Annotated in this window: 23 protein-coding genes; 18 read left to right on the top strand and 5 right to left on the bottom strand. The window is 42.9% G+C overall.

What is annotated here, in order from left to right:
- Together IWX76_RS01125 and IWX76_RS01120 are read left to right on the top strand one after the other, a co-directional pair.
- The gene (locus IWX76_RS01125; RefSeq protein WP_196858021.1) at positions 1-1,563 is read left to right on the top strand and encodes a M28 family metallopeptidase; all 1,563 of its coding nucleotides are present in this window, start codon (positions 1-3) and stop codon (positions 1,561-1,563) included.
- Positions 1,564-1,628: 65 nt separating this feature from the next.
- Positions 1,629-2,219, top strand: a complete 591-nt coding sequence (locus tag IWX76_RS01120; RefSeq protein WP_334640916.1) for a superoxide dismutase family protein — start codon at positions 1,629-1,631, stop codon at positions 2,217-2,219.
- A 65-nt stretch (positions 2,220-2,284) separates the two neighbouring features.
- On the opposite strand, the gene IWX76_RS01115 is transcribed toward IWX76_RS01120, so the two are convergent.
- Entirely contained in the window at positions 2,285-2,578 is a 294-nt protein-coding gene (locus IWX76_RS01115; protein WP_196858020.1) for a hypothetical protein, read from the bottom strand.
- Positions 2,579-2,724: 146 nt separating this feature from the next.
- On the opposite strand from IWX76_RS01115, the gene IWX76_RS01110 reads away from it, so the two are divergent.
- Positions 2,725-3,387: an HAD family hydrolase gene (locus tag IWX76_RS01110; RefSeq protein WP_196858019.1), complete on the top strand. Its 663-nt coding sequence runs from the start codon at positions 2,725-2,727 to the stop codon at positions 3,385-3,387.
- Here IWX76_RS01110 and IWX76_RS01105 read toward each other — a convergent pair.
- Entirely contained in the window at positions 3,353-4,156 is an 804-nt protein-coding gene (locus tag IWX76_RS01105) for a DUF3050 domain-containing protein (RefSeq protein ID WP_196858018.1), read from the bottom strand. The two genes, IWX76_RS01110 and IWX76_RS01105, sit on opposite strands and share 35 nt — an antisense overlap.
- A 90-nt stretch (positions 4,157-4,246) precedes the next feature.
- On the opposite strand from IWX76_RS01105, the gene IWX76_RS01100 reads away from it, so the two are divergent.
- On the top strand, positions 4,247-4,903 hold the full coding sequence (locus IWX76_RS01100; RefSeq protein WP_196858017.1) for a TetR family transcriptional regulator C-terminal domain-containing protein: 657 nt from the start codon (positions 4,247-4,249) through the stop codon (positions 4,901-4,903).
- Complete coding sequence (locus tag IWX76_RS01095; protein ID WP_196858016.1) at positions 4,900-6,201, top strand: ABC1 kinase family protein; 1,302 nt, start codon at positions 4,900-4,902, stop codon at positions 6,199-6,201. The genes IWX76_RS01100 and IWX76_RS01095 overlap by 4 nt, the downstream gene beginning before the upstream one ends.
- Positions 6,202-6,203: 2 nt before the next feature.
- Here the strand turns inward: IWX76_RS01095 and IWX76_RS01090 are convergent, their stop codons facing one another.
- Entirely contained in the window at positions 6,204-6,740 is a 537-nt protein-coding gene (locus tag IWX76_RS01090; protein WP_196858015.1) for a lipocalin family protein, read from the bottom strand.
- A gap of 389 nt (positions 6,741-7,129) precedes the next feature.
- Here IWX76_RS01090 and IWX76_RS01085 point away from each other — a divergent pair, with 389 nt between their 5' ends.
- The 13 genes from IWX76_RS01085 to IWX76_RS01025 all read left to right on the top strand — a co-directional run bounded on the left by IWX76_RS01085 (position 7,130) and on the right by IWX76_RS01025 (position 18,607).
- Positions 7,130-8,041, top strand: coding sequence for a helix-turn-helix domain-containing protein (locus IWX76_RS01085; protein WP_196858014.1), 912 nt, complete (start codon positions 7,130-7,132; stop codon positions 8,039-8,041).
- A gap of 129 nt (positions 8,042-8,170) precedes the next feature.
- The gene (locus IWX76_RS01080) at positions 8,171-9,295 is read left to right on the top strand and encodes a muconate/chloromuconate family cycloisomerase (RefSeq protein ID WP_196858013.1); all 1,125 of its coding nucleotides are present in this window, start codon (positions 8,171-8,173) and stop codon (positions 9,293-9,295) included.
- Between the two features lie 2 nt (positions 9,296-9,297).
- The gene (gene catC / locus IWX76_RS01075; protein ID WP_196858012.1) at positions 9,298-9,600 is read left to right on the top strand and encodes a muconolactone Delta-isomerase; all 303 of its coding nucleotides are present in this window, start codon (positions 9,298-9,300) and stop codon (positions 9,598-9,600) included.
- Positions 9,601-9,628: 28 nt separating this feature from the next.
- Positions 9,629-10,543 (top strand): catechol 1,2-dioxygenase, encoded by a 915-nt coding sequence (gene catA, locus IWX76_RS01070; RefSeq protein WP_196858011.1) that lies wholly within the window; start codon positions 9,629-9,631, stop codon positions 10,541-10,543.
- 83 nt (positions 10,544-10,626) lie between these two features.
- Positions 10,627-11,973, top strand: coding sequence for a Rieske 2Fe-2S domain-containing protein (locus IWX76_RS01065; RefSeq protein ID WP_196858010.1), 1,347 nt, complete (start codon positions 10,627-10,629; stop codon positions 11,971-11,973).
- A 10-nt stretch (positions 11,974-11,983) separates the two neighbouring features.
- Positions 11,984-12,469 carry a benzoate 1,2-dioxygenase small subunit gene (gene benB, locus IWX76_RS01060; RefSeq protein ID WP_196858009.1) on the top strand — a complete coding sequence of 162 codons (486 nt, stop codon included), beginning with the start codon at positions 11,984-11,986 and terminating at the stop codon, positions 12,467-12,469.
- A gap of 10 nt (positions 12,470-12,479) precedes the next feature.
- Positions 12,480-13,493, top strand: a complete 1,014-nt coding sequence (gene benC, locus IWX76_RS01055) for a benzoate 1,2-dioxygenase electron transfer component BenC (protein WP_196858008.1) — start codon at positions 12,480-12,482, stop codon at positions 13,491-13,493.
- A gap of 50 nt (positions 13,494-13,543) precedes the next feature.
- Complete coding sequence (locus tag IWX76_RS01050) at positions 13,544-14,329, top strand: 1,6-dihydroxycyclohexa-2,4-diene-1-carboxylate dehydrogenase (protein ID WP_196858007.1); 786 nt, start codon at positions 13,544-13,546, stop codon at positions 14,327-14,329.
- A gap of 34 nt (positions 14,330-14,363) precedes the next feature.
- Positions 14,364-15,143, top strand: coding sequence for a 3-oxoadipate enol-lactonase (gene pcaD, locus IWX76_RS01045; RefSeq protein ID WP_196858006.1), 780 nt, complete (start codon positions 14,364-14,366; stop codon positions 15,141-15,143).
- Positions 15,144-15,153: 10 nt separating this feature from the next.
- Positions 15,154-16,500 (top strand): 3-oxoacid CoA-transferase, encoded by a 1,347-nt coding sequence (locus IWX76_RS01040; RefSeq protein WP_196858005.1) that lies wholly within the window; start codon positions 15,154-15,156, stop codon positions 16,498-16,500.
- A gap of 45 nt (positions 16,501-16,545) precedes the next feature.
- A complete protein-coding gene (locus IWX76_RS01035; protein WP_196858004.1) occupies positions 16,546-17,046 on the top strand; it encodes an FUSC family protein in 501 nt (166 codons plus the stop codon).
- 10 nt (positions 17,047-17,056) lie between these two features.
- Positions 17,057-18,268: a 3-oxoadipyl-CoA thiolase gene (locus IWX76_RS01030; RefSeq protein WP_196858003.1), complete on the top strand. Its 1,212-nt coding sequence runs from the start codon at positions 17,057-17,059 to the stop codon at positions 18,266-18,268.
- A 111-nt stretch (positions 18,269-18,379) separates the two neighbouring features.
- Positions 18,380-18,607 carry a hypothetical protein gene (locus tag IWX76_RS01025; RefSeq protein WP_196858002.1) on the top strand — a complete coding sequence of 76 codons (228 nt, stop codon included), beginning with the start codon at positions 18,380-18,382 and terminating at the stop codon, positions 18,605-18,607.
- A gap of 8 nt (positions 18,608-18,615) precedes the next feature.
- Here the strand turns inward: IWX76_RS01025 and IWX76_RS01020 are convergent, their stop codons facing one another.
- Together IWX76_RS01020 and IWX76_RS01015 are read right to left on the bottom strand one after the other, a co-directional pair.
- Positions 18,616-19,227, bottom strand: a complete 612-nt coding sequence (locus IWX76_RS01020) for a hypothetical protein (protein WP_196858001.1) — start codon at positions 19,225-19,227, stop codon at positions 18,616-18,618.
- Complete coding sequence (locus IWX76_RS01015) at positions 19,208-20,011, bottom strand: metallophosphoesterase family protein (RefSeq protein WP_196858000.1); 804 nt, start codon at positions 20,009-20,011, stop codon at positions 19,208-19,210. The genes IWX76_RS01020 and IWX76_RS01015 overlap by 20 nt, the downstream gene beginning before the upstream one ends.
- Between the last annotated feature and the right edge of the window lie 110 nt (positions 20,012-20,121).

Genomic DNA, 20,121 nt, shown 5'->3' with positions numbered 1-20,121 from the left:
ATGAATAAAAAATTTACCGCAACCTTATTGGCCGTCGGACTTTTTGTATCTGCCCTGGCGCAGGAAAAAGTAGACCAGGCAGCCGTACAAAAAATTAGAAAAGAAGGTCTGGAAAACTCTAAAGTAATGGACATTGCCTTTCACATGACGGATGTGCTTGGACCCCGCCTTTCTAACTCACCAGGTTTAAAAAAAGCACAGGATTGGGCCGTAAAGCAGTTTTCTGACTGGGGTTTGAAAAATGCACGCCTGGAAGCATGGGGAACTTTTGGTAAAGGCTGGCAAATTGATAAATATTATGCGGCAACTACGGCGCCTTTTTATAAAGCCATTATTGCCTCACCAAAAGCATGGACCACTGGAACCAACGGACCTATTAAATCGGCTGTAATTTTAATCAAAGCCGATACGGTTAGTGATTTAGACCAATATAAAGGCAAACTGGCAGGCAAAATTGTGATGTTAGACCAAAGCAATGTACAGCCTTTAAAAAACTCTTACAAACCAGACGCGACCAAACATAGTGATTCTACGTTACAGGCAATGGCGGCAGCTACTTTAGGTGGCGGCGGGCAGCGCAGGGCAGCAGCACCAGCGGCAATGTCTGCCATGATGCGTCAACGAGCAAACCGTGCAGCTATTGCACAACGTTTACAGGAAGAAAATGTTGGTTTATTGCTTAGTTTCGCACGCGGAAACCATGGTACACTTTTCACCAGCAATGGTGCATCCTATGCATTAGATGCAAAACCAGCTTCACCAGAACTGGAAGTATCGGCAGAAGATTATTTACATATTTTACGTTTATTACGTGCAGGCCATCCGGTAGAATTAGAAGCGGATATCAAAACTTCGTTTTTTGCAGAAGACCCACAAGGTTACAATGTAATCGCTGAAATACCGGGCACAGATAAAAAGCTGAAAGATGAAGTGGTGATTATCGGGGGTCATTACGATTCCTGGCATGCCGCTACAGGCGCAACCGACAATGCTGCAGGATCTGCAGTGATGATGGAAGCGATGCGTATTTTGAAAGCCATAGATTTTAAACCAAAGCGTACTTTACGTGTGGTATTATGGAGTTCTGAAGAACAGGGTTTATTCGGTTCCAGGGGTTATGTAGCCAAACATTTCGGCGATCCTAAAACCATGGTATTGACCAAAGACCAGAAAAAAGTAAGTGCATATTACAATCTTGATAACGGTACAGGTGCTATCAGAGGTGTTTATATGCAAGGAAACGAAGCTGCTAAACCAATTTTTGAAGAATGGTTAAGTCCATTCCATGACATTGGTGCAAAAACAGTAACCCTAGGCAATACCGGTGGAACAGACCACCTGGCTTTCGATGCTGTTGGTATTCCAGGATTCCAGTTTATACAGGATCCTATGGATTATGGAACTCGTACACACCACTCTAACCAGGATACCTTTGATCGCCTGGATGCAGAAGCCCTTAAACGCTCTGCAACAATAGTTGCTTCATTTGTATACCATACTTCAGAACGTGCTGAACAAATTCCAAGGAAACCTTTACCACAGGCACCTGATGCAAAACCATAGTTTAACTAATTCAAACTAAATGTAAGGCAAATTGTTATGCTAAAATAACTTAAAGGAAAAAAATTATGAAAAATTATCTTGTTATTGCTTTACTTGCTGCATCAACTGTGTTTGCTTCCTGTTCAGGAAATAATGAAAATGCTTCCGACACTGCAGGTACCGACTCCTTAACCACTGGAATGGATTCTGTAAGTGCGGGTACTGAAGTGGCTTCGGCAAAATTAGCAACCACAGCAGATTCGAAAGACATGGGAACGGCCAGGTTTTTTCAATTAGAAGATGGTCAAATACGCATGGATCTGGAAATTAACTTTGCTGCACGTGCAGATAGCACCGTTGCGGTACATTTCCATGAACATGGTGATTGTGGTAACATGGGCGAAAATGCACATGGACACTGGAATCCAACAAAAGAAAACCATGGTAAATGGGGTTCAGCTGCTTCGCATGCTGGCGATATTGGTAACATCCAATTGGATAACCAGGGCCGTGGAACCATTTCGATTACAACCGACAGGTGGACTGTAGAAGGTGATACTATCAAAACCATTATTGGTCGTGGTATCATTGTTCATGGTGGAACGGATGATTATAAAACTCAACCAACCGGAAACTCTGGTCCTAGAGTTGGTTGTGGTGTAATTACTAAGGTTTAAAAAATCAATTTCACCAATTTAAAAAGCCGTTGCTGCATGATTTGCGGCAACGGCTTTTTAATATATTAAGGTTGGTCAGTACCAGCTGCTCCGCCAGCACCACCGCCACCGCCAGCACCACTTGCTGAACCACCAGCGCCACCGCCGCCACCAGCACCTGTACTACTAGCGCCACCCATACCAATGGTATCTGTTCTTGCTGCGCTGTCTACCATGGATGCCGAATCAGTAGCTACCGTGTCGATCATTGATGTATCGGTAATAAGAGAATCGGTATTATCCGTACTGTTCGTGTCAGAATTACATCCCGCAACAGCTATTCCTGCTAATGCAAAGACTATTAAAATTCGTTTTACCATAATTGTTGTAAATTTTTATTTTCGTAAAAACCGAGTTAATTGTTTGGAAAACAGCGCGCAGGAAAGTAAGTTTAACTTAATTGACAATTAGGTGTTTACCACATCTATACGTAATAACTACATTTAAAGCCCTTATTTGATCAAAAATGAAACTTAAAGCTATATTATTTGATTTGGATGGTACGCTGGTTGACTCTGAATTATTCCATTTTGAATGCTGGAATGAAATATTAAGAGAGTCGGAAGTTTGTCTGACTTATAGCGACTGGCTGAAAGACTATGCTGGCATACCATTGGCACGAAATGCATCGACTTTAACTGAAAAATATGCGCTGACCATGCCCCTACAGGAACTTATCCATCGGCGTGAAACACTGAGTATCCAGCGTATGAATGACCTGGAAGTACCATTAATGTATTATGCGCGGGAAATTCTTGACTTCTTTAAGCAAATCCCCATCACCATGGCTCTGGTAACAGGAAGCAACAGGGATGAGGTCAATTCCCTCTTTAAAAAAAATGGCTTAAGGCCATATTTTGATACCATTGTGACCAATGATGATGTAAAACAACCCAAGCCCAATCCGGAGTGTTATAACTTGTGCCTGAAGCAATTGGGCTTGGAAAAAGAGGAATGCCTGGTTTTTGAAGATACTGTAAATGGGCTAAAAGCCGCTAAAGCAGCTGGACTCACTTGTTACGCCATTCAAAGGCACGAACAACAACATGCTGCCTTGCACCAGGCCGATCGTTTGTTTCTTGACTTTGAAGAGGTTAAATCTTATTTGTTAGCCCATCAGCTGGTTTAGGGATTTGCATTATTTTCTCATAAGCTGCATCCCATAAGTTTAACCTTTGTTGTAAGGAAGCCAGGGCTACCACTTTAGCCTCATGCCAATGCTGATCACTATTGCATAATTCAGCTGTCATGGCCAGGGCCAGGTGGCTGTGCTGGTCGCCATCTACTTCAATATGCCTTTCCAGGTAGTATTTAAATTTAGATAACTGCGCAGGGAAACGTTGATCAAGATCGGCAACCATAGCGTAAAACATGTTAGGGATTAAATCCTCGCGACCAAACGTAAAGGCACTGGCTTGCTGGTGCAGCTGATTACCTTCGATCAGGTCGAAAGTATAGTTTACAAACTGCCTTGCAGCTAAAGGGGCATCGGCAAGATCATAGGCCTCTGCCCTGCTTTTACCAGCTTTTAACGCTTGCATAAAGATTTCAAAGGCCGTTGTATTTGCTCCACACTGCTGCATGGCTTCCAGGTACATTTCAAAGTGACTCATTTCCATACCATCTGCATCAACATCAGATTCTTCGCCAGCAACAATTTCATTGATCAAAGACCTGGTGGTAGCTGATCCTACAGGGAACCAGGGAATGCTAGTACAGGTAAGGTTTATCTGCAGTGATTTCAGCAGCGACATGAAGTCCCATACGGCATAAATATGGTGTTCCATAAAAATACTTAGGTCTTGCAAATCATTAATCACGGCATAAACCGGGTGTTTAACGATTTCTTGTCTGATGCCGAAAATAGATTGTTGAATCTGGTCGATTGCTTTTGTCATACTCTTGCTACTAAAATGTGGCCGCAAAGGTAACAGATTATCTAAAGAACTAAATAGGCAATAATTACGTTATAATAATAAAAATATCATATGGCAACGTCTCAGCAAATCAGAAACGGCTATGTTGATTATGTGCTCACACATGATGAAAAGCCCAAATCTGTTTACACTTTCGCTAAAAAGCTTAAAATAACGGAAGTAGAATTTTACCAATTTTTCGCCTCTTTTGAAAGTATAGAAAAAACTATCTGGGTAGATTCAACTATTGAAACCATCGATACCATTTCACAACAGGAAGTTTGGGAACAATATTCCTCCAGAGATAAAATGCTGGCTTTTTTTTACAGTTATGTAGAGGTATTAAAAAGACAACGAAGTTTTGTGATTTACACTTTGAAAGATCATAAACAACTGTCCACACCCCCAGTACTATCAGGTGTACAGCCTATTTTTGAGAATTTTGCCACAAACATTATTAATGACGGACTGGAAAGTGGCGAACTTGCCGACAGGAAGTTTCTATCTAAGCGATATAAAGACGCGCTATGGGTGCAATTTGCCTTTATCCTGAACTTTTGGATAACAGATGACAGTGATGACTTCGAGAAGACAGATGAGGCCATAGAACGCGGTATTAACGTAACGTTCGATTTATTTCAGCGCTCACCGCTCGACAACTTGTTTGAATACGGTAAGTTTTTATCCAGAAATGCAAAACTGCAGGAAAAGATGAGGTATAAAGCATGAGCGAACAAGATTCTATTCCTACCACCAAAACAGAACGATCGGCCAAGTTTGTAAAAACCGGTTTTCAAATTGGCGGCAACTACATCAAACATTATTCTAAAAAGTTATTCAATCCCGAGCTAAACCGGGATGAGCTGAATGAAAATAACGCGACAGACATCTACAAATCGCTTAGCGAACTGAAAGGAAGTGCCTTAAAGATCGCACAGATGCTGAGCATGGACAAAAATATCCTGCCTAAGTCTTACGTCGATAAGTTTACGCAATCGCAATATAATGCCCCTCCCTTATCAGGACCATTGATTGTGCGAACCTTTACCAAGAACGTGGGGAAGTCGCCGGAGCAGGTTTTTGATAAATTTAAACTCACTTCCACCAACGCCGCTTCCATTGGGCAAGTGCACGAGGCAGAGTTAAATGGAAAAAAATTAGCCATTAAAATTCAGTATCCGGGGGTTGGCGACAGTATTTCTTCCGACCTGAAGCTGGTGAAACCATTCGCTTTCCGTTTATTAGGCATGAGCGAAAGGGAACTCAACATCTACATTAAGGAGGTGGAAGAACGATTGCTGGAAGAAACCGACTATGAATTGGAAGTAAAACGTTCCATGGAGATTACCCTGGCTTGTAAAGACCTGGATCATGTGGTGTTTCCAACTTATTACCCTGAACTTTCGGGTAAAAGAGTAATCACGATGGACTGGATCGAAGGAATGCACCTCAAAGAATTCCTAAAAACTAACCCTAACCAAGAGCTTCGTAATAAGATTGGCCAGGCCTTATGGGATTTTTATAATTTCCAGCAACATGAACTGCGTGCCGTACATGCGGATCCCCATCCGGGAAACTTTATGATTACACCCGATGAAAAGCTCGGCGTGATTGATTTTGGCTGTATTAAAGAAATGCCCGATGATTTCTACTACCCTTTCTTTTCCCTGGTCTCTACGGATGTGATGCGCGATAAGGAAAAGACGCTGGAAGCTTTCAAAAAGTTAGAGATGATCCATGAGGGCGATACGCCTGCACAAGTGGAGTTTTACTATAATGCCTATAGGGAAATGATTGAGTTGTTTGCAAAGCCTTATACAGGCAGCACCTTTGATTTCAGTAGACCTGAGTTCTTTAACCAGCTTTACGCTTATGGCGAGAAGATGGCCAAGATGCCCGAGTTTAAACAGGCACGTGGGGTAAAACACTTTATCTATGTTAACCGGACTAACTTTGGCCTGTATACCATTCTTCAGGAATTAAAAGCCGTGGTTCAAACGGATACCTTTAAACCACGACAGTTGTAAAATTACTTATTGTGTTCTACCCATACCAAATCCCCGGTATCATAACCCAGACTTTCTGCATGCTGCAGGTATTTGGATTTTATGTTATCGGGGATTGTTGTTTGGCGTGATAAGATCCACAGGTATTTCAGGTTCTTTCCGGCAACCAATGCGTATTGGTAATTGTCGTCTACAGACAGAACATTATAGGCCGCATAGAACGGCCCGAAGAAGGAAACCTTTAAACGTCCAACCTCCGGACTTCCTTTAAATTTCGCCTTGCCAATACTCTCTTTCCACTCGTTTTTCATATAGTCAAAACCTCTGTTTTCGACACGGATTTTACCATCATCTTTTAGTGAATAGACCGCCGTAACGTTGTTCAGGTTCTTCTCATATTTGAAATCAAGTCTCGCAATTTCAAACCATTTTCCCAGGTATTTTTGCTGATCAAATGGACGGACGGCAACGGCACCTTTAGGGATAGACGCACAACTGGAAAGGTTAACGGCGATGGCTCCAAGGGCTAAAGCAACAACCCATTTACTTACTTTAATCATAACAATTTGAATTGATTTATACGTTTAGATCACTCGCAAAAACAACACCTTAAAGGCTATATTGTTTGGACACAATCGCTTTTTGCAACGTCTTAGCAGCATAAGTACTGCATAGATTTACTTATATTTATTATTTAATTAACAGTTATAAGGAATTGATTTTTATATTAATGTAATTTTCAGTTAAAGTGAGAAAGCACTATATGTGGCAGGAAACAGTTGCAGTCATTCTCAACGTTAAAGATCAGAATTTAAACTACTAACATGCTAAAATATTTAGTATTATTTTTTCACTTATAAATCTCTTAAATAAGTCCGGCAAATTATATTTGGTCATTTCATTGCGTATATATTTCTTACATTTACGTAGAAACAACGGTGGAACAAACATGTCGCAGAAGCAATATTTCAATGGACTATATGGATCAAACGCAATAGAATTTGAACGCGGACTGATCAACATTTATCCATTTGGCGTGATCGGAAAACAGTATAATGGCGCCGTAAAAGTACATGCTCACCATAACCTGCTTCAGCTCTTTTTAATCAACAGCGGAACTACCGAACTTCGTGTTAATGATGAAGCCGTAACCGTAACTGGCCCCTGCTTTATTATCATCCCAAAAAACATGGCCCATGGCTTTAATCACCTTGGCGATGTGAATGGCTGGATCATCAGTTTATCGGATATTTACATAGAGCACATGGTACAAACCGATGTCGACATTCTGACGGCTATTGATGTTTTCCAGGTAACACCTTTAAATGAAGAACAGCCAACCACCATGGCCATTTATAAGGCTGCGCAAACTTGTGTTGATGAATACCACAGTAATTTGCCCGGTCGTATTTTAATGATGCAAACGCTCGTCGGGCAAATCATGGTGAACTTGTTTCGCCAAAAAGATATAAGTACCCATCGCGAAGCTGCTGCTACCGACACCTCCAGTGCCCTATACTTCCGGAGGTTTAAGCAAAACATTAAATCATCCTATTCCTATAAAAAGACCGTTAACCAATATGCCGAAGACCTGAAAATCACTAGCGGCTATTTAAATAACATCTGTAAAAGCGTTTCCAATCAAAGTCCAAAGGACATTATTATAGACTATTTCCTTATAGAGGCCAGGTTCCTGCTCCTCGATCCCGAGAAATCAATTAACCAGGTTTGTTACCTGTTACAATTCGAAGATCCCGCTTATTTCACCCGCCTGTTTAAAAAGAGAACAGGAACGACCCCAAAAGAATTCAGAAACTCTACTGGCATTAAAAATTCCCTGATCAACAAAGCAGTTTATTGATTTGTCCTAATTATAAAAGATTAGTCCTGTATTTCAGCCCAGGTTTTCAATAAGTTTGATTCTACATGATAAAGTAAACCGGATAACGGGCTGCTTATCTGAAGTATACTTATAAAACAACAATTCGATATGGATCAATTTGCCCTCATAAAACAAGTGGAAACGTTCATTATAGACCTTCCCACCATTCGGCCTCACCACCTGTCTATGGCGGTGATGCACAAGCAAACCATGGTGATTGTAAGGATTATCTGCTCGGATGGTATCGAAGGCATCGGTGAATCTACCACCATTGGCGGCTTAAGCTATGGCGATGAATCGCCGGAAGGCATGAAACTGACCATAGACCAATACATTGCCCCTTTAATTGTAGGGCAGCAGGCCAACAATACCAATGCCGTAATGCAGTTGATGGGTAAATATATACAAGGCAACCATTTTGTGAAATCTGCTATAGAAACAGCACTACTTGATGCTAAAGGCATTCGTTATGGCCTGGCGGTATCCTCGCTATTAGGAGGTGCTGTTACGCCTACACTTCCTGTATTATGGACACTTGCTTCTGGCGATACCGAAAAAGACATTGAAGAAGCGCAGCAGCTTATTGACAGCAAAAGACACCACACCTTTAAACTAAAAATTGGGCGAAATGTCCCGAAGAAAGATATTGCTCATGTGGCGGCCATTAAAAAGGCCCTGGGTGAAGACATTAAAATTACAGTTGACATTAACCAGGCCTGGTCTGAAAGTACCGCCAAACAGGGGATAAAAAAACTGCAGGATGCAGGGATTGATTTAATTGAACAACCCCTGGTGAAAACGAATGTGCAGGGCTTAGCACGACTTACCCGATATTTCGAAGTACCCATTATGGCCGATGAAGCTGCGGGTACCGTAGTTGATGCTTTTAAATTAGCCAGCAATTATGCAGGCAGCGTATTTGCACTAAAGATTGCTAAATCTGGTGGTTTAACCAATATCCAGCGTCAGGCGGCCATTGCACAAGGTGCAGGTATTTCCCTATATGGCGGAACCATGCTGGAAGGTACTATTGGTACCCTGGCATCAGCACATGTATTTGCCACCCTTCCTAACCTGGACTGGGGAACTGAGCTTTTTGGCCCTTTATTATTAACAGACGACATTGTGAATACCCCGATTACCTATGGTAATGGCGTGCTGGAATTACCACAAGGCCCAGGATTGGGTATTAGTATAAACTGGAACAAAGTAGAAACTTATAAAAGAAAATAATCATGTTATTTCATGTAAAAATGACGGTCAACATCCCATTGGATTTAGACAAAGACTATGTTAACGAACTCAAAGCCACTGAAAAAGCACTTTCGCAAAAGCTGCAGCAGGAAGGCAAGTGGACACATATCTGGCGAATTGTTGGAAAATACGAGAACATCAGCATTTTCAATGTAAACAGTGCCACTGAAATGCATGAAATACTGATGTCGCTTCCGCTATACCCTTATATGGCGATAGAGATCACCTCTTTGTGCCAGCATTACTCATCGGTTAAAGATGAAGAAATCCAGGTCAACCCCTGAAAAATATATAAACCTAAATATAAATAAAATGGAAAGAGCAAAAATCGATGCCGTACTCGCTAGAATTCAAGAAACCGAGAATCCAGAGCAGGGCGATGCACGCATAAAAGAAATTGTAAATCGTTTAACAAAAGACCTTTTTTACGCTATTGAAGACCTGAACATCAGCCCTGAAGAGATTTGGAAAGCGGTGGACTGGTTTACCGAGACCGGCAAAAACAATGAATTTGGATTGGTATGCGCTGGGACGGGCTTAGAGCATTTCCTTGATGTAAAAATGGATGATGAGGAAGAACAAGCCGGCATTACAGGTGGCACACCCAGAACCATTGAAGGCCCGCTTTATGTGGCTGGATCTCCGGAAACCTTAAGTTACGCAGAACTGGAAAACGAGCCAGAAGAAAATGGCGAACGTTTGTACATGCAGGGTTATGTCAAAGATGAAGACGGAAAGCCTGTAGAAGGTGCTTTGGTAGAAATATGGCATTGCAACTTAAAAGGCATGTATTCCTATTTTGACTCCTCACAATCGGCCTTTAACTTACGTCGGGCAATTAGAACAGGTGCCGATGGGCAATACCAGTTTAAAAGTTTCCTTCCTGTTGGATACAGTTGTCCGCCGAACGGTTGCACAGAACGACTGATGTTTGCCTTAGGCCGCCATGGTAGTCGCCCGGCACACATCCATTTCTTTGTCACCGCCCCTGGTTTCAGAAAGCTGACCACTCAAATTAACATCGATGGCGATCCATTATTATACGACGATTTTGCATTCGCTACCCGCGAAGATCTAGTGCCTGCGGTAACACGCATTTCTGCAGAAGAAGCAGAAGAGTTAGGAAAAGACGAAGCCTTTGCGTCTATCGACTTTAATTTCAACCTGATTGGCGAGAGAGAAAGCCTGTTTTCAGCAGAAAACAACAGAGCGCACGCTTCGCTTTAGTCCTATTGAACACACCTGTTCAGCATTTAATTTAAACGGCCAGTCCACTTTAGAAACGCTAACCACAGGTTAAAAAACCAATTATGCAAAACGTCACCAAAGAATATTTAGAAGGGTTATTGGTACACGATACCGAGGCCGGTCTATATCGCCACCATCGCGAATCTTTTACTCATCCAGAACTCTTCGAATTGGAGTTAAAACAAATCTTTGAATCCAATTGGGTGTATTTAGCGCATGAAAGTCAGATTCCGGAGAAAAACGATTATTACAGTACTTATATTGGTCGCCAACCCATTTTTATTTCCAGAAATAAAGAGGGCGAGCTAAATGCCTTTATCAACGCCTGCAGTCATAAAGGCGCCATGGTATGCCGTTTTAAAAAAGGCAATAAGTCTACGTTTACCTGCCCTTTTCATGGCTGGACCTTCAACAACTCTGGCAAGTTATTAAAGGTGAAGGATCCACGTGAGGCAGATTACCCGGATCAATTTAACTGTGAAGGGTCTCATGACCTTAAAAAGGTTGCGCGTTTCGAATCATATAAAGGCTTTTTATTTGGCAGTTTAAATGCTGATGTGATTTCTTTAGCTGATCACCTGGGTGAAACAAAAGCAATTATTGACCAGATGAGCGATCAGGCTGAATTTGGATTAGAAGTGTTACGTGGCAGCTCTACCTATGTTTACCATGGGAATTGGAAATTGCAGATGGAAAATGGTGCTGATGGTTACCACGTAAGCTCTGTGCATTGGAATTATGTAGCGACCATGGGCCGCCGTAAGTATGAAAATGAAGGCACCAAAGCAGTTGACGCCAATAGCTGGTCGAAAAGTACTGGTGGTGTTTATGGCTTCGAGAATGGACACATTTTACTATGGACGCGTAAAATAAACCCAGAGGTAAGTCCGGTTTATGCCGAAAGGGAACGTTTAATTGCAACCTTTGGAGCGGTAAAAGCAGACCATATGGTGAACTTGACGCGCAACCTGGGGATATACCCGAATGTATTCCTGATGGACCAGTTCTCCACGCAAATCAGGGTGATCAGACCCATCGCTGTCGACCAGACTGAAGTAACCATTTATTGCTTCGCCCCTAAAAATGAAGATCCTGCTTCACGTGCCACACGCATCCGACAGTATGAAGATTTTTTTAATGTGAGCGGAATGGGTACCCCTGATGATTTAGAAGAGTTTCGTGCTTGTCAGAATGGGTATAAGGGCATTGCCTTGCCCTGGAACGATGCGTCGCGCGGAGCGAAACACTGGATTCAGGGTGCTGATGAACATGCCACGCAGATGGGCATTAACCCCATCCTGAGTGGCCTGAAATCAGAAGATGAAGGACTATTCCTGATTCAGCATGAATATTGGTTAAATAGCATGAAACAAGCATTGCAGCAACCAGAAGAATCTACAACCCTTTAATAAGCCGAGCATGACAGATTACCTTAAAATACAATCGTTTTTATACAAAGAAGCGAGATGTTTAGATGATAAGCAGTGGGATGAATGGCTGAAACACTATGATGAAAAAGCTGTTTATTGGATGCCGGCATGGGATGATGAGGAGGAATTAACGCAAGATCCGCAGGCAGAGATCTCGTTGATTTACTACCCTAACCGCGATGGCCTGGAAGACCGGATTTTTAGAATCAAAACAGAACGTTCCAGCGCCTCTACTCCTGAACCGCGAACCACACATAACTTGTCGAACCTGGAAATTCTGGAAGAAAACGATGAGGAAGTTAAACTTCGTTTTAACTGGAATACCATGTGTTACCGCTACCAGGCGTCGGACTTTTACTTTGGAACCTCTTTTTATACCTTAAAAAAAACAGAGGATAGTTTCCTAATTATTAATAAAAAAATAATCTTAAAAAACGATTACATCCGTCAGGTAATCGATGTATATCACTTATAATAAATAGCATATGGCAAATATAGCACTGAATTTCGAGGATGGCGTTACCCGCATCATCGATGGATTACCTGGAGAAACCGTTGCCGAAAGCGCATACCGTGTAGGCATCAATATTCCCCTGGACTGTGCCGATGGCGCTTGCGGCACCTGTAAATGTAAGGTTTTATCAGGATCCTATGATCCCGGCGACTATATCGAGGAAGCCTTGTCTGACGATGAGGCAGAGAACGGCTATGGTTTAGCTTGCCAGATGCGCCCAGACAGCCCCCTGGTGGTTGATATCTTAGCCAGCGCAGCTGCTTGTAAAGTGGAAGTCACCAGTGTGGACACCACCATTACGTCCGTAGAATTTTTATCTGCCGAGGTGGTTAAACTGATTGTAAGCCCTGTGGATGGAAAAGCAATTAATTTTTTACCTGGCCAATATGTAAATATTGATGTGCCGGGCACTGACCTTAGTCGTTCCTATTCCTTTTGCAACCTGCCTAACAGCAGTGACCTTAGCTTCCTGATCAGGCTAGTACCCAACGGGGTGATGAGTAATTTCTTAACAACGGCAAAAGTAGGCGATCCACTGCGCCTGACTGGTCCTTTGGGTAGCTTTTACTTGCGTGACCTGCAGCAGCCGAGTTTATTCTTTGCCGGTGGCACGGGCATTGCACCTTTTATGTCGATGCTGGAAAAGCTAAGTCTGGAAGAGGTTACCCAACCCATCCATCTCTTTTACGGCTCTACCTTGGCTGAAAATATGGTGGAATTAGCACGCCTGGAAAGTTTTAAAGAAAAAATACCCTTAACTGTACATACCTGTGTATCGGGTGAAACCTGTGCAAAACATGCCAGTGGTTATGTGAACCAGTGGATCAATAAAGATCACCTCACCTTAGCCAGTTACGACATCTACATTTGCGGACCTACAGCCATGGTTGAGGCGGTAAAGGCCTCTCTGGCCGATGAAAGCATAACTTACAGTAACTTCTATATGGAGAAATTTGTACCGAGTGGTACGGCAGTGGTAGTATAAACATCATTGTTCAATTGTAGCCTCGTACCACCAATTTTAAAAAGACAGACATGATATTTCAAGATAGATTTCAACACCAGACCGCCCTGGTTACAGGTGCAGCGCAAGGCATTGGTAAAGCAGTGGCTTTGCGCATGGCACAGGAAGGCGCACAGGTTATTTTAGTTGACCGGTCGCCGGTGGTGCAGGCTGTTTTAAAGGAAATACTTGACCTTAATTTGCGCGCTATATCGGTGCAAGCCGACCTGGAAAGTTTTGAAGGTTTTGAACAGGCCGTAAGCCAGGGACTTGAATCGTTCGGTACGATCGATATTTTAGTGAATAATGTAGGGGGTACCATCTGGGCCAAACCTTATGACGAATATGCGACCAGCGAGATTGAAAAGGAAATAAGCCGTTCCTTATTCCCAACGCTATGGGGCTGCCGTGCCGTTTTACCTTTTATGATTAATAATGGTGGCGGCACTATTGTTAATGTGTCTTCTGTGGCCACAAGGAGTGTAAACAGGGTACCCTATGCGGCAGCAAAAGGTGGTGTAAATGCGCTTACCCAATCGTTGGCACTGGAACAAGCGGTTAACAACATCCGTGTGGTGGGTGTTGCCCCGGGTGGCACTGCTGCACCGGAACGTATCATTCCCAGGAATGAAACTCTCCAAACAGCACAGGAGAAAATCTGGTATCAACAAATCGTGGATCAAACTATTAACTCCAGCCTGATGAAAAGATATGGCACCTTAGAAGAACAAGTAGCCACCATTCTGTTTGTCTCCTCAAGGGAAGCTTCCTACATCACTGGCTTAACTATTCCTGTAGGAGGTGGAGATTTAGGTTAATCACAAACACTGCTTACCTATTAAAAACATTAAAATGCCAATATTAAAATTATCAACTTCAGCATGTCAATATACCTTGGAAACTTTTGGACATGACAAGACCATTATTTTCTCCAATTCTTTGGGTACCGACCTATCCATGTGGGAATACCAGATGGATATCCTGAGTCATCATTTTAACGTGTTACGCCTGGATACCCGTGGCCATGGACAAAGCGACATCAACCAGCATGTGCTTAGCATCGCAGACCTGGGCACTGACATCATCGACTTGATGGATGCACTGGATTTGGATAAAGTTCATTTCTGTGGCTTATCTATGGGCGGATTGGTAGGCCAATGGCTTGGTATTAACCACAGCCAGCGCTTTGAAAAGATCATACTAAGTAATACTGCGGCTAAAATTGGTAATGAAAGCGGCTGGAACGACCGTATTTCGCAGGTAGCAGCGCATGGTTTACACAGCATTTTATCGGGTACTGCCGAAAGATGGTTTACATCCGCGTTCAGGGCGAGTTACCCGGAAGTAGAAACCGACATCCTGGCTAGATTTGAAAAAACTTCCTTACAAGGTTATATCGCCTGCTGTGCAGCGGTACGTGATGCCGATTTCATGGAGCAATTATATGATTTAGAAGTACCCACCCTAATTATCAGCGGCGTGCAAGACCAGGTAACCACCGTAGCAGATGGCAAACTGCTGCAAAAGCGCATTCCAGTAGCCCGACATGTGTCACTAGATGCGGCGCACCTTTCCAATGTGGAGTGTGCCGAAGAATTCGCGAAACACATTCTCCACTTTTCAGCACAATAATTTAGAAAGCATGAAACAAGTACCACAAATAAGTTTACAGGAAGCGGTTGCTTTAGTAAAAGATGGCGATACCTTATTGCAAGGCGGATTTGGCATGACGGGCAACCCCGTTCACCTGATGCATGCACTTGCCGAAACGGAAACCAAAGACTTAACCTTTATTGGAAATAATGTAGGGGAAGTGGGCATAGGTGGTGGTCGTTTATTACGCAACGGACAGATTAGAAAAATGATCGGTTCCTTCTTTACCTCTAACCCGGAAGCGGTGAAAGCGGCACAGGATGGCACGGTAGATTATGAACTTTTACCTCAGGGAACCCTGGCCGAAGCAATACGCGCAGGTGGCGCAGGCATTGGTGGTTTTTTTACCCCCACAGCTGCAGGCACAGCGTTGGCAAAAGACCGGGAGACAAAGCTATTAAACGGACAAGAACAAATATTTATTGAAGGTATTCGTGGAAATGTGGCTTTTATACGCGCCTGGAAAGCAGATACTGCCGGGAACCTCCAGTACCGGATGACCGAGCAGAACTTTAACCGGGGAATGGCTACTGCTGCCGACCTGGTGATTGTTGAAGTGGAAGAAATTGTGGCGGTAGGTGAAATCCTGCCAGAAAACATTCATACCCCTGGAAGTTATGTCGATTACCTGGTGCAGGCTAGCCTGACGCTCGAAGATCTTGGCAGTTCTGCAGCAGTAGCTACCGATAAAAAGGTTTCAGAAGTACGCATGAACATGGCTAAACGTGCATTAGCAGAGTTAAAAAAAGGCGATGTGGTAAACCTGGGTATCGGTATACCCACTTTGGTGGCAAACCTGATCAGCCCGGAAGATGGCATTATCCTGCATACCGAAAATGGCATGCTGGGTGTAGGCCCGGCACCTGCTGATGGTGGTGGCGCCATGACCTACCCTGTCAATGCTGGTAAAATCCCGGTAACGGCTTTACCGGGAAGTTCTTATTTCGACAGCGCAGATTCTTTTGCCATGATTCGTGGTAAACATGTAGACATTGCCGTCATGGGTGGTTTAGAGGTGGATGAGCAGGCAAATTTAGCCAATTGGGCAGTGCCGGGGCAACCGTTATTAGGCGTAGGTGGTGCCATGGATTTGGCTTCAGGTGCCAAAGTATTAATCATTACGATGATGCACACAGAAAGAGATGGTTCGCCTAAAATTGTTCCTACATGTATACTTCCACTTACTGCCATTAAGGCTGTAGACATGATCATTACCGATAAAGCAGTATTTAAATTTATCGACAAAAAACTGTGCTTAATCGAATTGATGCCATGCGCAACATTAGAAGAAGTACAGGCAAGCACCACCGCTAGTTTTGAACTTAGGTTGTCCTAAAGTTACACCCAACAGGTACTATCTGTTTTATTAATCTCTTGGATAATGATAAATAAATGGTTAAACAAAATTGTTGATTCCCACTATCTTCTATACACTTTTCGTTGTGTATTGGGTTTTGTTATTGGCTATGCTTTGTTTAAACATTTTGCAATAGAGGAATTGTTCTGGACGCTGATATCCATTGTTTTGGTCATTTCGCCGGAAGAAAAGGATACCAGGCGCATGTCTTTCGACCGCTTTAAATCGAACGTTATTGGCTCTGGTGTAGGATTGATCTGCTTCCTGATCCATCCGCCAAATGCCTACATGATGATTGCCGGCATCATTGTAACCACCTTAATCTGCCATTTATTAAACATGGCAAATATGGCCAGGGTGGCTATTGTGGCGTTACTCATTATCCTGTCCTGGCACCAAAGTGATCATTCACAGTTTGCACCCATCTATCGTTTCCTCACGGTCGCTCTCGGGTGCATCATCGGCTTAACCATTGTGGTGACTACCTCCTGGTTAAAAAACAAAATAAAAGGCTCACACTTATAACAATAAGAAAATGGAAAAAGAAGTATATATCATAGATGGTATTCGTACCCCAATTGGAAGTTTCGGCGGTAGCCTCTCCCCTGTCCGCACTGATGATTTAGCCGCTTTAGTAATTAAAGAACTGGTAAAAAGGAATCCGCAGATCCCTACTATCGCCATTGAGGATGTTATTTTAGGCTGCCATAACCAGGCTGGTGAAGACAATAGAAATGTTGCACGTATGGCCTTGTTGCTTGCTGGTTTACCAGTTACCGTTCCCGGCGAAACCGTCAACAGATTATGTGCCTCGGGCATGTCGGCCATTGTGAACGCTGCCCGTGCCATTAAAGCTGGCGATGGTGATATTTACATTGCTGGTGGTGTTGAGCACATGACCCGTGGACCCATGGTGATGTCAAAACCCTCAAAAGCATTCGGTAACGATGCTCAAATGTTTGATTCCAGCTTCGGATGGCGTTTTGTTAACCCGAAGATGAAAGATATGTATGGCGTAGATGCCATGGGTGTAACGGCCGAGAACCTGGCTGAGTTATACCAGATTACGCGGGAGGCACAGGATGACTTCGCCGTGAAGTCACAACAAAAAGCAGCAGCAGCTCAAGCCAGCGGCCGATTGGCAGAAGAAATTATGCCGGTCCTGATTCCACAGCGAAAGGCCGATCCAATTATTTTTGATCAGGATGAGTTTATTAAACCAGCAACCACTATTGCCGGATTGGCTAAATTAAAACCAGCATTTAAACAAGAAAACGGCACGGTAACACCTGGAAATGCTTCCGGCTTAAATGATGGAGCAGCAGCTGTCTACCTGGCTTCTTCGGCCGCAGTTGTACAATATGGCTTGAAACCTTTGGCTAAAGTTGTTTCCAGTGCGGTCACTGGTGTTGAACCACGCATGATGGGCATCGGACCAGTGGAAGCCACTAAAAAAGCATTAAATAAAGCAGGACTAACATTAGCAGAAATAGACGTCATTGAGCTTAACGAAGCGTTCTCCGCACAATCTATTGCTTGCTTGATGGCTTTAGGATTGGAGGTAGATGATCCGCGTGTTAATATAAATGGAGGTGCTATTGCTTTAGGTCACCCATTAGGCATGTCGGGAACAAGGATTACCTATTCAGCAGCGCTAGAGTTAAAAAAACAGGGTAAACGTTATGCATTAGCTACCATGTGTGTGGGTGTTGGTCAGGGTTATGCCGTGATTCTGGAAAGTGTGTAATACTAATTTTACGACTAAAAACATGACCTTTGCACATAATCATTTAAGCTTTAATATGTTTGGTAAAACCAAGTTGCATCCTGACTGTTAACCTATTACAAACTTACAGTCATGAATAAGTCAATATTTTGGGTGCTCATGGTGACGATCTACCTGATCGTATACATTACTTTGTTCCAGTTGAACGGGCCCGGACCGATAATTGCTTGCCTGTTTCTGATCTCCCCCTTCCTGGTGATCTGGATGGTCTATGTGGTAATTACCGATCAAAATGATTACCCAGACTTGCCCGAGGGGGACGAATGGGGATATCTGGATAGGCCAGGGTACAATAAATAAGATAGCTCCTACAAATGAACACGTAGACCTATACCTATCTTAAAGATATCAGTGACAGACAATGCGCCTACATTTTGAAAATAACTTACCATATAAAGTTCATTCGTATTGAACTCTGAATACACACTTATGCCTTTAATTTTGTCGGTTTTAAATAGTTTTTTGGCATCCAGTTGAAACTCTGTGCTTAGCGATAAGTGAGGCCGAAGTGCAGTGGACCACCAATAATACCCTTCCTCATAAGTGTCTTTATCCCAATGGAGGTCAAATTGAGGACCAAGGTGATAAGTAACAAAAGCACCCGGATTGGCAGGGTATAACTTTATGCCATCGGCGATGTCAATTTCCCAAGGGCGATAATTAAACTTAATACTCAGCACATGTAACTCTCCCCCTCTCTTTTCAGGTACAAAGCCGTAATTAAAATCAAGGTGACCACGCTGATTTTTAAACACAGGGTAACCAAAACCTGCACTCATAAAACCAATGCTGCCTGCATGTTGTAGTGTCACATCCTTAGGTATCAAAAACTGAGGGATTTGTGCATGTGCAGGAGATCCTATGTAGAAAAACAATAAGGCTGCAATATACCGTAGGTATTTAATAGGTGATATTTTCATACTTAAGTTTTCCATTAACAATTTCTATAAGTACGAATTTTCGATTTTCAATAGCATCTGTCACGATATAAGGTATAGCTAACTGATTTCCGGGAAAGAAAACCTCACTCGTATGGTTATGGGCATATAAAGCGGCTAGGGTATTGGGTGATTTGTTGACGATACTTACATAATTGTCGTTTAGTATTGGGTCGAAATCACCACTACCTGGGGGGATATGCGCCACGGCCACGTAAGCATCTACGCCATTTTCAGGTAGAAATTGTTCTTTCAGCCAGGGTAAATCTGGCACACTTCCATCAAAAGAGGTTTCTCGGCTATTGGTATTGTGGCAAACAAATTTTACACCCTGGTAAATAAAGGAAAAATCCAGGTCGCCAAACATCCTTTTATAGGACTTCTGACCAGTAGAAACCATATCATGGTTGCCAATTACACCGAAATAAGGAATGTGAAGTTTGGAAAAGATCTGATCAACCCACTCCATTTCTTGAGAAAGCCCGAAATCTGAAATATCACCAGCCAGAAACACAAAATCTACCTCCGGCAGTTTGTTAACAGCATCAACCAGATCGACTGCATCCTTATAAGCACGCTGGCTATCGCCGGTAAGCACAAAACGAATGCGTTTATCCCCGGGACTTTCCTGCAATCTTTTTATATTCTCTTTGTTGATAGCGGTTCGGGTATCACCGCTAAAACTTTGATTCGGACTATACTCAAATCCTCCGCAACCCTGCAGTAACAAGGCAATTCCAATAGCAGGTATGATTTTTGTCCACATAGTCTTTCCGTTTACGAGGTCAAAATTGACTATTTAAATTGACTATTTATAGCAAAAAGTCGAAAGGTAACAAACGGAAGACAATTGATGAAAGTATCATTCTTTAATGG

It is taken from the genome of Pedobacter sp. CAN_A7 (assembly GCF_015752175.1).
In the GTDB taxonomy this organism is placed as follows: domain Bacteria; phylum Bacteroidota; class Bacteroidia; order Sphingobacteriales; family Sphingobacteriaceae; genus Pedobacter.
This window is presented reverse-complemented; position numbering and strand designations above follow the sequence as displayed.

Excerpts from the sequence above, each read along its gene's own strand:
- IWX76_RS01125 (WP_196858021.1), top strand. The coding sequence starts at position 1 with ATGAATAAAAAATTTACCGCAACCTTATTGGCCGTCGGACTTTTTGTA.
- IWX76_RS01120 (WP_334640916.1), top strand. The coding sequence starts at position 1,629 with ATGAAAAATTATCTTGTTATTGCTTTACTTGCTGCATCAACTGTGTTT.
- IWX76_RS01115 (WP_196858020.1), bottom strand. The coding sequence starts at position 2,578 with ATGGTAAAACGAATTTTAATAGTCTTTGCATTAGCAGGAATAGCTGTT.
- IWX76_RS01110 (WP_196858019.1), top strand. The coding sequence starts at position 2,725 with ATGAAACTTAAAGCTATATTATTTGATTTGGATGGTACGCTGGTTGAC.
- IWX76_RS01105 (WP_196858018.1), bottom strand. The coding sequence starts at position 4,156 with ATGACAAAAGCAATCGACCAGATTCAACAATCTATTTTCGGCATCAGA.
- IWX76_RS01100 (WP_196858017.1), top strand. The coding sequence starts at position 4,247 with ATGGCAACGTCTCAGCAAATCAGAAACGGCTATGTTGATTATGTGCTC.
- IWX76_RS01095 (WP_196858016.1), top strand. The coding sequence starts at position 4,900 with ATGAGCGAACAAGATTCTATTCCTACCACCAAAACAGAACGATCGGCC.
- IWX76_RS01090 (WP_196858015.1), bottom strand. The coding sequence starts at position 6,740 with ATGATTAAAGTAAGTAAATGGGTTGTTGCTTTAGCCCTTGGAGCCATC.
- IWX76_RS01085 (WP_196858014.1), top strand. The coding sequence starts at position 7,130 with ATGTCGCAGAAGCAATATTTCAATGGACTATATGGATCAAACGCAATA.
- IWX76_RS01080 (WP_196858013.1), top strand. The coding sequence starts at position 8,171 with ATGGATCAATTTGCCCTCATAAAACAAGTGGAAACGTTCATTATAGAC.
- catC (WP_196858012.1), top strand. The coding sequence starts at position 9,298 with ATGTTATTTCATGTAAAAATGACGGTCAACATCCCATTGGATTTAGAC.
- catA (WP_196858011.1), top strand. The coding sequence starts at position 9,629 with ATGGAAAGAGCAAAAATCGATGCCGTACTCGCTAGAATTCAAGAAACC.
- IWX76_RS01065 (WP_196858010.1), top strand. The coding sequence starts at position 10,627 with ATGCAAAACGTCACCAAAGAATATTTAGAAGGGTTATTGGTACACGAT.
- benB (WP_196858009.1), top strand. The coding sequence starts at position 11,984 with ATGACAGATTACCTTAAAATACAATCGTTTTTATACAAAGAAGCGAGA.
- benC (WP_196858008.1), top strand. The coding sequence starts at position 12,480 with ATGGCAAATATAGCACTGAATTTCGAGGATGGCGTTACCCGCATCATC.
- IWX76_RS01050 (WP_196858007.1), top strand. The coding sequence starts at position 13,544 with ATGATATTTCAAGATAGATTTCAACACCAGACCGCCCTGGTTACAGGT.
- pcaD (WP_196858006.1), top strand. The coding sequence starts at position 14,364 with ATGCCAATATTAAAATTATCAACTTCAGCATGTCAATATACCTTGGAA.
- IWX76_RS01040 (WP_196858005.1), top strand. The coding sequence starts at position 15,154 with ATGAAACAAGTACCACAAATAAGTTTACAGGAAGCGGTTGCTTTAGTA.
- IWX76_RS01035 (WP_196858004.1), top strand. The coding sequence starts at position 16,546 with ATGATAAATAAATGGTTAAACAAAATTGTTGATTCCCACTATCTTCTA.
- IWX76_RS01030 (WP_196858003.1), top strand. The coding sequence starts at position 17,057 with ATGGAAAAAGAAGTATATATCATAGATGGTATTCGTACCCCAATTGGA.
- IWX76_RS01025 (WP_196858002.1), top strand. The coding sequence starts at position 18,380 with ATGAATAAGTCAATATTTTGGGTGCTCATGGTGACGATCTACCTGATC.
- IWX76_RS01020 (WP_196858001.1), bottom strand. The coding sequence starts at position 19,227 with ATGAAAATATCACCTATTAAATACCTACGGTATATTGCAGCCTTATTG.
- IWX76_RS01015 (WP_196858000.1), bottom strand. The coding sequence starts at position 20,011 with ATGTGGACAAAAATCATACCTGCTATTGGAATTGCCTTGTTACTGCAG.